Origin of the sequence: Sphaerisporangium sp. NPDC051011, from assembly GCF_040653595.1 — a bacterium.
GTDB lineage: Bacteria > Actinomycetota > Actinomycetes > Streptosporangiales > Streptosporangiaceae > Sphaerisporangium.
On the sequence record NZ_JBFAGG010000006.1, the window covers coordinates 223,419 to 236,618 of the forward strand.

A 13,200-nucleotide genomic window follows, 5' to 3' on the forward strand; every position below is an offset into this window, starting at 1 on the left:
GCGTCGGTGCACGTCGGGTGCGTGGTGGTAGAACGCTCGGTGTGGAGGAACGGCGGGGTCGGCTGCGGGAGTTGGGTGAGCTTGTTCGGCGGTTGCGCAGGGATGCGGGGCTGACGGGTAAGGAGCTGGCCCGGCGTGTGGGGGTGGGGCAGCCGACGATCTCGCGGATTGAGACGGGTGGGCTTCTGCCGACTCCGGAGACGGTTGATCGGCTGTCGGCTGCGTTGGGGTTGAGGCCGGCGGATAGGGTCGAGCTGGATGCGCTGGTTGCTCGTCTGCGCGATGAAGTGTCGCGCCTGCGGGGCGGCCTGGCTGGTCGGGAGTCGGCGGATGCGGCGCGGGTGCGCTCCGCTACCGAGATCGTCTGCTTCTCTTCGGCGATGATCCCTGCCCTGCTGCAGACCGCCGAGTATGCCCGGTTGGCGTTGACGGTGGGGCGGGCGGTGGATGAGGAGGATGCGGCCAAGGCTGCGGCCATCCGCGTGCAGGCACAGGCGGTTCTCTTCGAGGACGGGCGGCGGTTCTCCTTCGTGCTCACTGAGGGGGCGGTGCGGACGTGGCCGGGGTCGCCGTCGTTGATGGTGGCGCAGCTTGACCGGTTGATCCAGGTGTCTACTCTGGAGCACGTGCGGCTGGGTGTGGTGCCCTGGTCGGTGGAAGCGCCGGCATTCCCGTTGCACGGGTTCACGATCTTTGATGGGGCGGTGTCGGTCGCTGAGGTGTTCACGGGTGATGCCGTGGTGACCGATCCGGGGGATGTGGCGGCTCATCGGGAAGTGCTGGATGCCTTCGCGGGGGTGGCGGTGTACGGGGATGCGCTGCGGAGCCTGCTGGCAGATATCGGGACGGACTTCCGTAAGTTGACTGCCTAGCCATAGAAGTCACGCATTTATGCGTCGAATTCCTTGAGAGTTCACAAGCCCTGGTCATACGCTTCCGGCGTGGTCGTATAGCCCCCTAGACGACGGAGCGTATCCATGGCGGCATGGCGCATGTCCCGGTCCTTCCTCGGCACTCCCCCATCGGTCACCGAAGCCCGCCGCTTCGTGACCACCTTCCTGGCCGGGTGGCCGCTCGTCGACACGGCCGAACTGATCGTGAGCGAGCTGGCCACCAACGCCATCCGCCACTCGGCGACCAAGCGGTTCGGCGGCCGGTTCCATGTCGAGATCCAGGCCGAGCGTCACCGTGTCTGGCTGGGCGTCACCGACGAGGGCGGCCCGGACGCCCCCGCCATGCATACACCGGGCGGTGAGGAAGAGGGCGGGCGCGGCCTGCTGCTGGTGGCGACGCTGGCCGATTCCTACGGCGTCCGCGGGGACGAGTACGGCCGGACCGTGTGGGCGACGCTGCTCGTCCCCGTCGCCGGCGCCGCGTCTGCGCCCTTCCGTCCGGGCGCGGGGGAGTCGCGTGGATGAGCCGTGTCTCAGTCCTCATCTGCCGATCCCGCAGACCGGGTGCCAGCGGCTGGTCTGGCTGCCGCCTGGGGACTCCTCGCGGGTGCGCGTCCTGGCCTGGACCTGTGATTGCCGGTCGGTGTTCTTCGAGCTGTGTCACGCGGGCGGTATGGCCTTCATCCGGCGCACCGTGCAAAAGCGCAAGGCTCCCGAGGTCACCGAGACGCATCGGATGGGCGTCGCGGAGGGCCGCCAAGTGTGGCAGGCCATCCTTGTCGGCATGGCCCGGTAGCGGGCATGCGCGATGAGTCCCCGGGGTGTGCCCAACCGGCGGTGGAACATGCGAGCGGTCAGCGCTGCCACGGGTGATCAGGTCAAACAGCAACTGTCCAGGGGAATCGACGACATTTCGTCTAGGGGCCTAGACTCGGTTGAGCACCACCGAGAGGACCCTGCCGTGCCCGTGAGCGAGCTTGAGCGCATCGCCGCCATCGAAGACCCCTTCGTCCTGCTCAGGGCGGCCACCGAGCGACTCAATGCGGCTCAGCAGGAGGTCACCGAACTGGCTCGGCTGCGGCGCCGGGTCATCCAAGAACTGCACGCCCAAGGCATGTCATATGCGCAGATCGCCGAGGCGGCCGGGCTCACCCGGGGCCGGATTCACCAGATCCGCCACACCGGCCCGGCCCCCGAGGGCGCGTTCCTGGGAACAGGCACCCTCACGATCGCCACGCCGCTCAAGCAGGACGCGATCAAAGCGCGCCCGGTTGTCGCGATGGAAGACGTCACGGCAGGCAAGCGCCTGGAAGACCTGGCGCGCGGCTTCGGCCTGGCTGTGGAGCTGGAACACGTCCCGCTGGGCGGGGACATCGATCTCAACCGCCCAAACCTAATTGTCATCTGCGGGCCGCGTCTGTCGCCGGTCATGGGCGCGCTGTATGAGTCCGATCCGGTGCTTGAGTGGGTCAAGGCCGATGACGGGCCGTGGACGCTGCGCGACCGGCGTACCGGGAACACCTTCCGTTCGGGGGAGGACAGCGCTCCAGCCACCAACGTGGATTACGCCTACCTCGGGCGGCTGGGCAGACCCGACGGGCAAGGCAACGTGCTGGTGTTCACCGGCATCCACCCGCAAGGCACTCTCGGTGTGGTCAGCCTGATCGTCGGTGAGATCAACACGCTGTGGGGCCAGGTGTCCGACAAGCGGTTCTCCTCGGTGGTGGGGGTGGAGTACGACCCGGCAACCGGGGAACCGGTGAGAGCAGAATTGGCCAGTCCGCTGTATCGGCATGAGGAGTCCTGACGTGCGCGTCACCTTCGCCACCGAGCCCGCTAAGGCGACACGGCCGAACGAGGACTTCATAGCGGCGACCCCCGATGCCGTGGTGCTCCTCGACGGCGCGGGGACTCCGGTCGGTTCGGAATCCGGCTGCTCGCATGGGGTGGCCTGGTACTCCCGAATGCTGGGGTCGACGCTGCTCGCCTCGATGACCCAAAGCGCCGGCACCCTGGCCGAGATCCTCGCCGAGGGCATCAAGGCCGTGACCTCCATGCATGACTTCACCTGCGATCTGTCCCACGCCGGTTCCCCTTCGGCCACGATCGTCATGCTGCGTCACGCTGGTGAGGTGCTGGAATGGCTCGTGCTGGCCGACTCCGTCCTCGTCTTGGACGTCGAGAAGGCGGAGCCGATGGTGATCTGCGACGACCGCGAGGCGCAGATCGGGGCGCACTACCGCGCCCGCATGGACGCTCTGCCCGGCGGCACCCCTGAGCACGAGCAGGCGCATCGCGAGTATGTCGAAGCGCTGCGGCATCACCGCAACCGTGACGGTGGGTTCTGGGTCGCCTCGGTCGACCCCCTCGCCGCGGAACAAGCCCTGACCGGCAGCGTCCCCGCCGCTCGCATCCAGGCGGCTGCCCTCCTCAGCGATGGAGCATCCCGCCTGATCGACCGATTCCACCTGGCCACCTGGCGACACGGCCTCGACGTCCTCGCCCAGCACGGCCCTGCCGACCTCATCCAGCGCATCAGGGACGCTGAACGGTCCGACCTCGACGGCAGCCGCTGGCCTCGGGGCAAGACGTTCGACGACGCCACGGCCGCGTACGCGCTGGTGAACAGCTCGGGCTGAGGCGGCCGGACCGGCTTGTACACCCCCCTAGACAGAACCGGGTCAGTGCACGTACTCTTCTATGCATAGCCCCCTAGACAGTTCCCTTCTACGGATGAGCCGTAGCTGTCTAGGGGAGTAGACAGGAGAGTGACGATGCCAATCCCCCGCGCGTTCCGGGTCGCCTTCGAGGAGGTGTTCCCCTCCGGCTGTTACATGGTGGGCGAGGTCGAGCAGGTCAAGGACTTCGAGGCGTCGACGCCCGGTAAGCCGGTGTGGGCGCGTGACAAGGACACCGGTGAGTTCGTCTGGCAGGTCACGGTGTTGGACTGTGACCCCGACGCGCGTGACAAGACGCTCAAGGTCAAGGTCACCTCGCCGGTTCAGCCGGTTCCCCCGGCGCCGATGCCGGGGCTGCCGTTCATCCCGGTGGAGTTCGACGGCTTGACCGTCACGCCGTGGCAGAACGGGCAGCGGATCGCCTACTCGGTCCGGGCGCGGGAGATGCGCGCTCCCCGGGCGACGGCCGGTGCCCCCTCGGCCCGGACCGCTGCGGCCGGTAAGCAGGACGCTGCCTGATGGGCAGGCCGGTCAACGGGTCCTGGCAGACCACGACCCTTCACGTGGACGGGCGCGGCCGGTCGGCCTGCTTCGTCTACCCGCACCGTACGCCGGTCTTCGAGGTCGCGGCCGGTAACGCGGTCATGAAGGTCACCTTGCACGCCAACCGGGTGGACGACGCCTCGGTGACCTTCGCTCGTGAGCTGGCCGACCAGGCGCGGGCCTTCGCCGAAGAGGTCGAACGCCTGCACCGGGGCCAGATCCGGCGCGAGTCCCGGCGGCAGACCGATCAGGAGGACGCCGCGTGAACGGCTACACCTACACCACGATCAGCATGCACCCCGGCAACCCCGCCCACGTGGGGGTGAACATCTACCCCGACCAGCACGCGAGCGTGCGTCACTACCCGGTGGGCGATGACGCGCGGGTGTTCATGTCCATCGACTTCGATCACACCAGCGTGAGCATCGGTACCGCCTCCGACACCACGGTCACCGACACGCACGTGAAGTTCGCCCGCGACCTCTTCGAGGCGGCGGCGCGGTTCCTGGCCGACTGCGAGCGCCTGCGCGACCAGCACACCCGGCACGCCACCGACAAGGCGACGCCCGGCAAGGCTGCCTGAGCGGTTACAGGTGGGGCCGCTGGAAGCTGCAACTTCCGGCGGCCCCCGGTTCCTCTCCCCACGAAGTCTCACGTCACGAGAAGAGGCGTTCAGTTTATGCTGCGTAAACTCCCCGGGGACTACACCCGGGACATCGTCTCCACCGTCCCCGACTCACTCGTGTTCCGCCCCACGGTGGTCAACACCCCGGCCATTTTCACGATCTTCGCGATCGTGTTCCGCGCGGTCGCGGGGCTGTTCCGGATGGTGTGGCGTCACCCCCTGGCCTGTCTGGCCGTCGTCGCCCCGCTGGTGCTGTGGGCGGTGTACGGCTGGCGCGTCGCTCTGGCGGCCGTCGTCGCGACCGTCTCGGCGCTGCTTGGGTGGCGGCTGGCCGAACCCGTCTCGTTCTCGGCCTGGGCAGGGCTCCGGCTGCGCGCGTGGTGGCGGTGGATGTGGATCTACCGGCGTCACTGGCAACCGGTCATGGTCGTCTCCGGGCTGGCCAAGCACATCGGCGGACGCGAATACCTTCCTCGACTGCTCAAGGTCACCAGTACGCCGACCGCTGACGTGGCCACGGTGCGCATGCTGTCGGGGCAATCGGCTGCCGACTGGCAGGACCGGGCCGACAACCTCGCCCACGGGTTCGCCGGCCACGAATGCCGCATCGCCTCGGCCAAACCCGGCCGCGTGACCCTGGTCTTCCCCCGGCGCGACATACTCGCCGCGCCGATCCCCGCGCTGCCCATCACCGGGGACATGCAGGTATCGGCGGTCCCGGTGGGGTTGCGTGAGGACGGCTCGCCCTACCTGCTCAAGCTGCACGGCACTCACGTCCTGGTCGCCGGTGCCACCGGCGCGGGTAAGGGGTCGTGGCTGTGGTCGGCAATCCGCGGGTTACTCCCCGCACAGCGCGCCGGGCTGGTGGAGATCTGGGCGCTGGACCCCAAGCTCATGGAGTTGTCGTACGGGCGGGCCCTGTTCGGAGACCGGTACGCCGCCGACCCTCCCGCCTGTGCCGACCTGCTCGAAGCGGCGGTCAAGGTCATGCAGGAGCGCGCGGGACGGTTCGCCGGAGTCCAGCGCAACCACACACCCACCGTCGATGACCCGTTCGTCTTGGTCGTGGTGGATGAGGTGGCGTTCCTGACCGCCTACCAGACCGACCGCAAATGCCGCGAACGCATCACGGCGGCCCTGGCCACCCTCACAACACAGGGCCGCGCCGTGGGCGTCGGTGTCCTGGCCGCCTTGCAGGACCCCCGCAAAGAGATCCTGTCCATTCGCAACCTGTTCCCCGACAAGATCGCGTTACGGCTGGACGAACCCTCACAGGTGGATCTCGTCCTCGGCGACGGGGCCCGCGACCGTGGCGCGTTGGCAGACCAGATCTCGACCAACCCGGCCACCGGGGCCGGCGTCGGGTACGTGCGGCTGGAAGCCTCCCCCGAACCGGTCCGCGTCCGCGCGGCGTACGTCTCCGACGCCGATATCCGGGCCATGGTCGCCGAGTTCGCCCGGGGCCGGTGAGGCGGCATGACTCCGCTGGCCGAATGCCTGACGGGGCTTCGCTGCTCGGCGTGCGGCTGCCTGGATGTGCTGTGGCTCGACCCCATGCGGGGCCTGGTCGAGTGCCGCGCGTGTGGACAGACGGCGCTCACCCTGCCCTGTGGGGACGGCGGTGAGGCCCGGTGACCCACCCCGACGACCGTTCCCTACCCCGGGCCGTGCGCGCGGCGATGCCGCTGGCCCTGGACGTGATCGAAGAGGCATGCAAGGTCAACGGCGTCTGTCTGCGTCCGGTGGTGCTCAAGCGCACCGACACCACCACGGGCAAGGTCGAGTACGTCAACGTCCCGTGCGGCGCCACCCTGGCGGCCAAGTGCGAGCCGTGCGCGAACCGGGCAGTGCAGCTCCGTAAGGCGCAGTGTCGGGAGGGCTGGCATCTGGAGGCCGAACCGGTCGCCGAACGCAGCGAACCGACCGACCGTCAACGCTGGCTCGTCGAAGAACGCGCCGACGTCGAAGCGCTGCGAGACCTGGCCGAACAGGACGGTAAGGACCTGGCCGTCTGGGATGAGGTGGCCACGACCCTGGACGATGAGCTAGCCGAATCCGGGGTCCGAGGTCACGTCCTGCCGGGGGAGGGCAAGCCTCGCCGGTCGCGCTCTACCCGTCGCCGTCAGGACGCACCCGACCTGCCCAAGCGCCAGCGGGAGAACCGCACCGTTGGACGCACCTTCACCGCACCGGACGGGCGCGTATACCGGCCGTCGCTGTTCATCACCCTGACCTGCGACAGCTACGGCAAAGTGCGTCAGGACGGCACACCCGTCGATCCCTCGACGTACGACTACGTGCGGGCGGCGCGGGATGCGATCCACTTTCCCAAGCTGGTGGATCGGTTCGTGCAGAACCTTCGCCGCGTGGCGGGGTATGACGTGCAGTACTTCGCCACCGTGGAGCCGCAGAAGCGGCTGGCGCCGCATCTGCACATGGCCGTGCGGGGCACCATGCCACGTGCTGAGGTCAAGGCCGTGGCGGCGGCGACCTATCACCAGGTGTGGTGGCCGTCGTGTGACGTGGTCCGCTTCGAGGGCGAACACCTGCCGGTCTGGGTCGGCGACGAACACGCCACCGACCGCGGTAACGGGCAGGCCGGCGACTACCTCGACCCTGCGACCGGCGAAGTCCTGCCCACCTGGGAACAGGCCCTCGACCAGCTCGACGCCGACCCGGACGCCGAACCTCTGCACGTGGTGCGCCTGGGTCCTCAGATCGACGTCAAGGGCGTCATGGCGGGCTCTCCGGGGGCGGACCTAGGGCTGTTCTACCTGACCAAGTACCTCACCAAATCACTCACTGACTGCCACGAGCCGACCAGCGATGCCCAGCGGGCGCATGTGGAACGGCTCATGGCGGTCCTGCGCTACGAACCGTGCGCGCCCACCTGCCCGAACTGGCTGCGCTACGGCGTGCAGCCCAAGGGAGCCAAACCGGGGATGCGACCCGGGGCCTGCCGGGGCAAGGCGCACAAGCCCGAACACCTCGGCTACGCCGGTCGTCGGGTGCTGGTCTCGCGCAAGTGGTCCGGCAAGACCCTGTCCGAACACAAACAGGACCGGCGGGCCTGGGTGCTGGAACAACTCGCCGAACTCGGCCTTCCAGCAACCAACGACAGCGACCCCCTCGACCCGCACCGCTACATCTGGCGCCCGGTCACCTCGGCCGATCGCGGCGTCCCCCACCGCGCCAAACGGCTGCTAGACGAACTCGCCAAACGCCACCAATGGCGCGCGGCACTCAAACAGGCACAGGCACGCGCAGACGGACAACCCATCGGAGAACTTTCGGTAACTGAGACAGCGGGGAGGGCGGCGTGAAGGGTCACGACAAGTTGATGACGGTTCCGGAGATCTTGGAGGCACTGGGCGGGGTCTCCGAGCGCACGTTCTACCGGTGGCGGGAGATCGGCAAGGCTCCCCGTGGGCTGCGGCTGCCCAACAACGAGTTGCGGCTGTGGCGTAGTGAGTTCGACTCCTGGCTTGAGACGCTGCGGGAGGCGGCGTGAACACCTCCTACAAGGTCAAGTTCTGGGAGATCCGGCCGAACAAGTCGGCCAAGAGCACGAAACCGATCTCCTACACCGTGCGGTGGACCGTCGCGGGGCGTGAGAAGTCCAAGACCTACGAGAAGTCCGCGCAGGCGAAAAACTGGCTGTCCGACCTGCGGCAGGCGGCCAAGAACGGAGAGGCATTCGATATCGACTCGGGCCTTCCGGTGTCGATGGTGAAGGCCAAGGAAGCCCGTACGGTCTTCGACTTCGTCCGGGCGTACGTCGAGATGAAATGGCCGCACGCGGCCCCCAAAAGCCGGGACAGCATGTCTGACTCGCTGGCGACGGTGCTTCCCATTCTGACCAGGGAAACGCCCGGACGTCCCGACGCAGACACGCTGCGGACGGCCCTTCGCAAGTACGCGCTTCTTCCGGAGTCCAAGCGGCCGGTGCCTCCCCCGGACATGGCGCGGGCCATCCGGTGGCTTGAGACGGCCTCGCTTGGCGTGCCCGACCTGAACGAGACCAAGACCGTACGCGCCGCGCTCGATGCACTCGCACTGCTCCTGGACGGCAAGAAAGCCAGTGCCAACACGGTCAAGCGCAAGCGTGCGGTCCTGCACAACGTTCTTGAGTACGCGGTGGAGCTGGAAGAACTGGCCTCCAACCCACTGCATCGCGTCAAGTGGTCGCCTCCAAAGACGACCGAAACGGTAGACCCTCGGGTGGTGGTGAACCCTCGGCAGGCGCGGGAGCTGCTGACCGCACTGACCTACGTCGGCAAAAGGGGCCATGGCCGGCGCGGGCGTGGTCAGCGGTTGATGGCACTGTTCGCCTGCATGTACTTCGCGGCGCTGCGTCCGGGGGAGGCGGTCAGCCTTCGGCAAGACGACTGCCACCTTCCCCGTACTGGCTGGGGACGGCTCACGCTCGATGTCTCGCGACCCGAGGTCAACACACAGTGGACCGACAGCGGGGACGCTCACGAGCTACGCGGCTTGAAGCATCGCGGCGAAGATGACGTGCGGGTGGTTCCTATCCCGCCTGAGCTGGTGAAGATCCTTCGGCAACACATCGAAGAGTTCGGGGTGGCTGCGGACGGGCGGCTGTTCCAAAGCGAGCGGGGCGGGGTCGTGGCCTCGACGGCCTACACCGAGGTGTGGCAGGAAGCCCGCACGCTGGCGCTCACTCCGGCCCAGGTCGCCTCCCCGCTCGCGCGGCGTCCCTACGACCTTCGGCACGCGGCCGTGTCCCTGTGGCTTAACGGGGGCGTACCGGCTCCCGAGGTGGCGGTACGGGCGGGGCATGGGGTGGATGTGCTCTTGCGTGTCTACGCCAAGTGCGTCGATGGCCAAGAGAAGATCGTGAACAGGCGGATCGAGGAAGCCCTTGCGGCCTGAGACTCGCCACATGCGGCACGAAAGGTCTCGGATGATCCCCGGGGCCTTTCGGCGTTTCCAGGGCGGGCGCCGCTCCGCGCACGCTCCGGATCATGGCGGCTCACCTGGGCAAACGGGCCGTGATCCATTCCGCGCATATTCCGGGAGCAGTGACAAACGGCTGCTTTCGGCTGCGTCTGGCTGCATGGGGCCGGAAACCAGAAGAGGCCCCGGAGGGCCTCTGAGCTGGGGTTTCTGCCGGTGGCAGGTGCAGGACTTGAACCTGCGTAGGCTGAGCCGACGGTTTTACAGACCGCTCCCTTTGACCACTCGGGCAACCTGCCTTGTTGGCCGCTCTCACGGCGACAGGTAGAAGAATAGCGGACTTCCGGGGTGGCTGTGACACCGGTTTGTCCCGGCGGGGCCGCGTCGGACGCTCTGCCCAGGCCTGCCGTGGAGGCTGTGGTGTACGCCGCCGCGTGCGGTGCCGAGCGGGGACGGGCTGCAGGGTTGGGTGGGTGGAATGTTTTGTGGGGCCAGAGGTTGTGCGGGAGGGTGTGGGGTGATCCACACGGGATGGCGCGTGGGTCGCTAGGGTCGGGGGGGACGAGAGAGGACACCTATACCGATGGCCGACAGCAGTTTCGACGTGGTTAGCAAGATCGACCGGCAGGAGGTCGACAACGCGCTGAACCAGACGGTCAAGGAAGTCGGGCACCGCTTCGACTTCAAGGGCACGGGGGCGAGCATCGCGTGGTCCGGAGAGGACATCGCGATCAAGGCCAACAGCGAGGAGCGCGCGAACGCCGTGCTCGACGTGTTCAAGGAAAAGATCATCAAGCGGGGTCTGTCCCTGAAGACACTGGACGCCGGCGAGCCGAAGCTCTCCGGTAAGGAGTACCACCTGGTCGTGGGTCTCAAGGAGGGCATCGACCAGGAGCACGCCAAGAAGCTCTCGAAGATCATCCGGGATGAGGGGCCCAAGGGCGTCAAGGCGCAGATCCAGGGTGACGAGCTCCGGGTCAGCTCCAAGAAGAAGGACGAACTCCAGGACGTCATCGCGCTGCTGAAGGGCAAGGACCTGGACATCGCCCTGCAGTTCACGAATTACCGGTGAGCTGATCTTCGTCTCACGACTGGGGCGGCGGGCGGTTGAAGTTTGCCTGCCGTACCTGTTCTGACCTTGTGTTTCGGGTCTGACACTCCTGAGGGGAGCGTGTCCAGGGCACATTGGTTCGCCGTTGTGCCCTGGGTCAGTACCCCAGCGGTACGGCCCTCTGGGTCAAGTGGTGCTGTGTTGAGTCATTGACGCCTCCGTCCTATACGGACGTTGGTGTCCCTACCGCCCGCCGTCCGGATTGGTGTCCTTACCCGCCCGTCTCCGATCACGGCGAAGGCCGCGTCCAGGCGTCGCGGCACTGTGGGGTTGCCCCCGCGCAGGGCGCTGCCTATCCGGTCCCGCCGCCAGTCGTCGATCATGCCCGGAACCTGCCCGGCGGGCCGATCGCGCGATCGACGCGCCGATATCCAACCGATATCCATTCGTGGCCGGGTTCGGTGGGGGCGAGCGCAACTTTTCTGACGTCCACGGCATCTATTGGTGATGTCGAAAGGATCGCGTCATGAAGTACATGCGCACGTTTGCTCCGGTCGCGGTGGCTGCCCTCGCCGTCACCGCGGCCGCGGGTCCCGCGAAGGCGGACGCGGAGGCGAGAACGGGAGCCGCCTCCGCCTCTACGAGCCTCGCCACGTCCGCGACGAAGACGGCGACCATGGCCGCGACGAGCGCAGCGGGCACTGCCGCCACCGTGAAAGCGGCCGCGGCGGGGGCCGCCGCCCGATACGCCTGGGTCGCCGCCTGCCGCAAGCCCAAGGAGGGGTACGACGTTCCGTGCGGAGACTGGAAGCTGACGCTTCGCGACGGGAAGACGGTCAGGGTCAGGAACGCCCAGGTCTTCCCTCGGGGGGCGGACGGGAAGACGGACAAGGAGATCACCGCCCCGTTCACGATCAGCGGGGACGGGACGCGGCTGCTCTTCTTCCGGAAGTCCGACCGGAAGCTGGTCTACAAGAACGTCAACGGGGGCACGCACGTCCTGCCGGGTGCGGCCGCGCGGCTGCCGAAGGGGCTCGGCATGGGCGACGTCTTCCCGACGTTCTCGCCCAGCGGCGACGCGGTGGCGCTCAACTATTCCGACCAGAACGGGAAGATGCCCTCGCTCATCGTCCGTCTGACGGACGGCCACATCGCGCGCATCCCCGGGGACCTCAGCGTGGCCGGTTTCAGCCCGGACGGCCGGCGTGTCCTGACGTCGCGGTTCACCGAGGACAACACGACCGAGTACACGGTCTACGACACGGACGGGGCCGCGGAGGAGAGCCGTGTGGTGCCGCAGGTGGTGGCGAACAACGCGCCGGTGGCCCTCGCCGACGACGGGGTGACGGTGGGACTGGTCATCGTGGCGCCGGAGAATAAGCCGCGCCTGCGGCTCTACGACCTGTCCACCGATTCGGTCTCTCCCGCCGTCGAACTGCCGCTTCGTTCCCACGATTCCCCGAGCCGGATCGCCTGGGACGACTCCGGCAAGCTGACGCTGTGGCACTTCACCTCGGACAAGAAGTGGACGGTCACGCGGGCGACGACCAGCACGGTCGATCCGTCCACGGGAGCGCTCAGGAAGATCGACAGCTTCAAGGCGCCCGCCAAGGCGTGGAACTGGTGGCTGCCCGGGGACTGACGCGCCGATCGTCAGCACGGCGGGCCCGCGCTGATCTACCGGACGGTACAAGGTCGGGGGGCAAAGTCAGGGGGCGCAAGGTCGGACGGCGCAAGGTCGGACGGCGCGAAGTCGGACGGCGCGAGGGTCAATCGGCGCGAGGGTCGAATCAGCGTGCCGTCCGATAAACTCCGGTTCGGGAGGGCACATGGCAAAGGTCCATGAAACGCTCAACGAACGGCTCCGCGCGTTCATCGCCGAACAGCCTGTCTACTTCGTCGCCACGGCGCCCGAGCAGGGCGGGCACGTCAACGTCTCGCCCAAGGGGTACGCGGACACGTTCGCGGTCCTGGACGACACCACGGTCGCGTACCTCGATCTCGACGGAAGCGGCGTGGAGACGATCGCCCACATCCGTGACAACGGGCGCGTCACCATCATGTTCGCCGCGTTCTCCGGCCCTCCGAACATCGTGCGGCTGTACGGGCGCGGTCGGGTGGTGACGCCGGGCGACGAGGAGTTCCCGGGGCTGCTCAAGCTGTTCGGGCCGCACCCGGGGGTGCGATCGGTCATCGTCGTCGAATGTGACCGTATTTCCGACTCCTGCGGCTTCGCCGTGCCGTTCATGAGCTTCGACGAAGACCGGACGCTGCTGGACGAATGGGCCCACCGCAAGGACGTCCAGCAGAAGCGCGCCTACCGGGCCAAGCACAACCGGGAGAGCATCGACGGGCTCCCTGCCCTGAGCGCCGAGGAGACCGACCCGGTCAAGCACCGCTCATAGGCGTTCAGGCTCTCTGATTCGATTAGCGAATCGTAGTTGTGTCGTGGCATGCTGTTACCGGCACGCCCGACGCCCAGGCGACGTC

Annotated in this window: 16 protein-coding genes and 1 tRNA gene; 16 read left to right on the forward strand and 1 reads right to left on the reverse strand. The window is 67.7% G+C overall.

Annotation, left to right across the window (positions count from 1 at the left end):
• Positions 1–71: 71 nt before the first annotated feature.
• The 13 genes from AB0H21_RS16180 (at position 72) to AB0H21_RS16240 (ending at position 9,635) form a co-directional block, all read left to right on the forward strand.
• Positions 72–872 (forward strand): helix-turn-helix transcriptional regulator, encoded by an 801-nt coding sequence (locus AB0H21_RS16180; RefSeq protein ID WP_358516879.1) that lies wholly within the window; start codon positions 72–74, stop codon positions 870–872.
• A gap of 105 nt (positions 873–977) precedes the next feature.
• On the forward strand, positions 978–1,418 hold the full coding sequence (locus tag AB0H21_RS16185; RefSeq protein WP_358516881.1) for an ATP-binding protein: 441 nt from the start codon (positions 978–980) through the stop codon (positions 1,416–1,418).
• Positions 1,411–1,689 carry a hypothetical protein gene (locus AB0H21_RS16190; protein WP_358516883.1) on the forward strand — a complete coding sequence of 93 codons (279 nt, stop codon included), beginning with the start codon at positions 1,411–1,413 and terminating at the stop codon, positions 1,687–1,689. Before AB0H21_RS16185 ends, AB0H21_RS16190 begins: the two co-directional genes overlap by 8 nt.
• 171 nt (positions 1,690–1,860) lie before the next feature.
• A complete protein-coding gene (locus tag AB0H21_RS16195) occupies positions 1,861–2,700 on the forward strand; it encodes a sigma-70 family RNA polymerase sigma factor (RefSeq protein WP_358516884.1) in 840 nt (279 codons plus the stop codon).
• Position 2,701: 1 nt separating this feature from the next.
• A complete protein-coding gene (locus tag AB0H21_RS16200) occupies positions 2,702–3,532 on the forward strand; it encodes an integrase (protein WP_358516886.1) in 831 nt (276 codons plus the stop codon).
• Positions 3,533–3,667: 135 nt separating this feature from the next.
• A complete protein-coding gene (locus tag AB0H21_RS16205) occupies positions 3,668–4,090 on the forward strand; it encodes a plasmid replication, integration and excision activator (RefSeq protein WP_358516888.1) in 423 nt (140 codons plus the stop codon).
• On the forward strand, positions 4,090–4,380 hold the full coding sequence (locus AB0H21_RS16210) for a hypothetical protein (RefSeq protein WP_358516890.1): 291 nt from the start codon (positions 4,090–4,092) through the stop codon (positions 4,378–4,380). Before AB0H21_RS16205 ends, AB0H21_RS16210 begins: the two co-directional genes overlap by 1 nt.
• Positions 4,377–4,697, forward strand: a complete 321-nt coding sequence (locus tag AB0H21_RS16215) for a hypothetical protein (RefSeq protein WP_358516892.1) — start codon at positions 4,377–4,379, stop codon at positions 4,695–4,697. The genes AB0H21_RS16210 and AB0H21_RS16215 overlap by 4 nt, the downstream gene beginning before the upstream one ends.
• A 96-nt stretch (positions 4,698–4,793) precedes the next feature.
• Positions 4,794–6,209 carry an FtsK/SpoIIIE domain-containing protein gene (locus tag AB0H21_RS16220; RefSeq protein WP_358516893.1) on the forward strand — a complete coding sequence of 472 codons (1,416 nt, stop codon included), beginning with the start codon at positions 4,794–4,796 and terminating at the stop codon, positions 6,207–6,209.
• A gap of 6 nt (positions 6,210–6,215) precedes the next feature.
• Entirely contained in the window at positions 6,216–6,374 is a 159-nt protein-coding gene (locus AB0H21_RS16225) for a hypothetical protein (RefSeq protein ID WP_358516895.1), read from the forward strand.
• 44 nt (positions 6,375–6,418) lie between these two features.
• Complete coding sequence (locus AB0H21_RS16230; RefSeq protein WP_358517308.1) at positions 6,419–8,062, forward strand: replication initiator; 1,644 nt, start codon at positions 6,419–6,421, stop codon at positions 8,060–8,062.
• Entirely contained in the window at positions 8,059–8,250 is a 192-nt protein-coding gene (locus AB0H21_RS16235) for an excisionase (RefSeq protein ID WP_358516897.1), read from the forward strand. Before AB0H21_RS16230 ends, AB0H21_RS16235 begins: the two co-directional genes overlap by 4 nt.
• A complete protein-coding gene (locus AB0H21_RS16240) occupies positions 8,247–9,635 on the forward strand; it encodes a site-specific integrase (RefSeq protein WP_358516899.1) in 1,389 nt (462 codons plus the stop codon). The genes AB0H21_RS16235 and AB0H21_RS16240 overlap by 4 nt, the downstream gene beginning before the upstream one ends.
• A gap of 241 nt (positions 9,636–9,876) precedes the next feature.
• Here the strand turns inward: AB0H21_RS16240 and AB0H21_RS16245 are convergent.
• Positions 9,877–9,958: transfer RNA gene (locus tag AB0H21_RS16245), tRNA-Tyr, on the reverse strand.
• A gap of 284 nt (positions 9,959–10,242) precedes the next feature.
• On the opposite strand from AB0H21_RS16245, the gene AB0H21_RS16250 reads away from it, so the two are divergent.
• The 3 genes from AB0H21_RS16250 (at position 10,243) to AB0H21_RS16260 (ending at position 13,115) form a co-directional block, all read left to right on the forward strand.
• On the forward strand, positions 10,243–10,731 hold the full coding sequence (locus tag AB0H21_RS16250) for a YajQ family cyclic di-GMP-binding protein (RefSeq protein ID WP_358516901.1): 489 nt from the start codon (positions 10,243–10,245) through the stop codon (positions 10,729–10,731).
• 505 nt (positions 10,732–11,236) lie between these two features.
• Complete coding sequence (locus AB0H21_RS16255; RefSeq protein ID WP_358516903.1) at positions 11,237–12,352, forward strand: hypothetical protein; 1,116 nt, start codon at positions 11,237–11,239, stop codon at positions 12,350–12,352.
• A 187-nt stretch (positions 12,353–12,539) separates the two neighbouring features.
• A complete protein-coding gene (locus AB0H21_RS16260; protein WP_358516905.1) occupies positions 12,540–13,115 on the forward strand; it encodes a pyridoxamine 5'-phosphate oxidase family protein in 576 nt (191 codons plus the stop codon).
• Positions 13,116–13,200 lie beyond the last annotated feature (85 nt).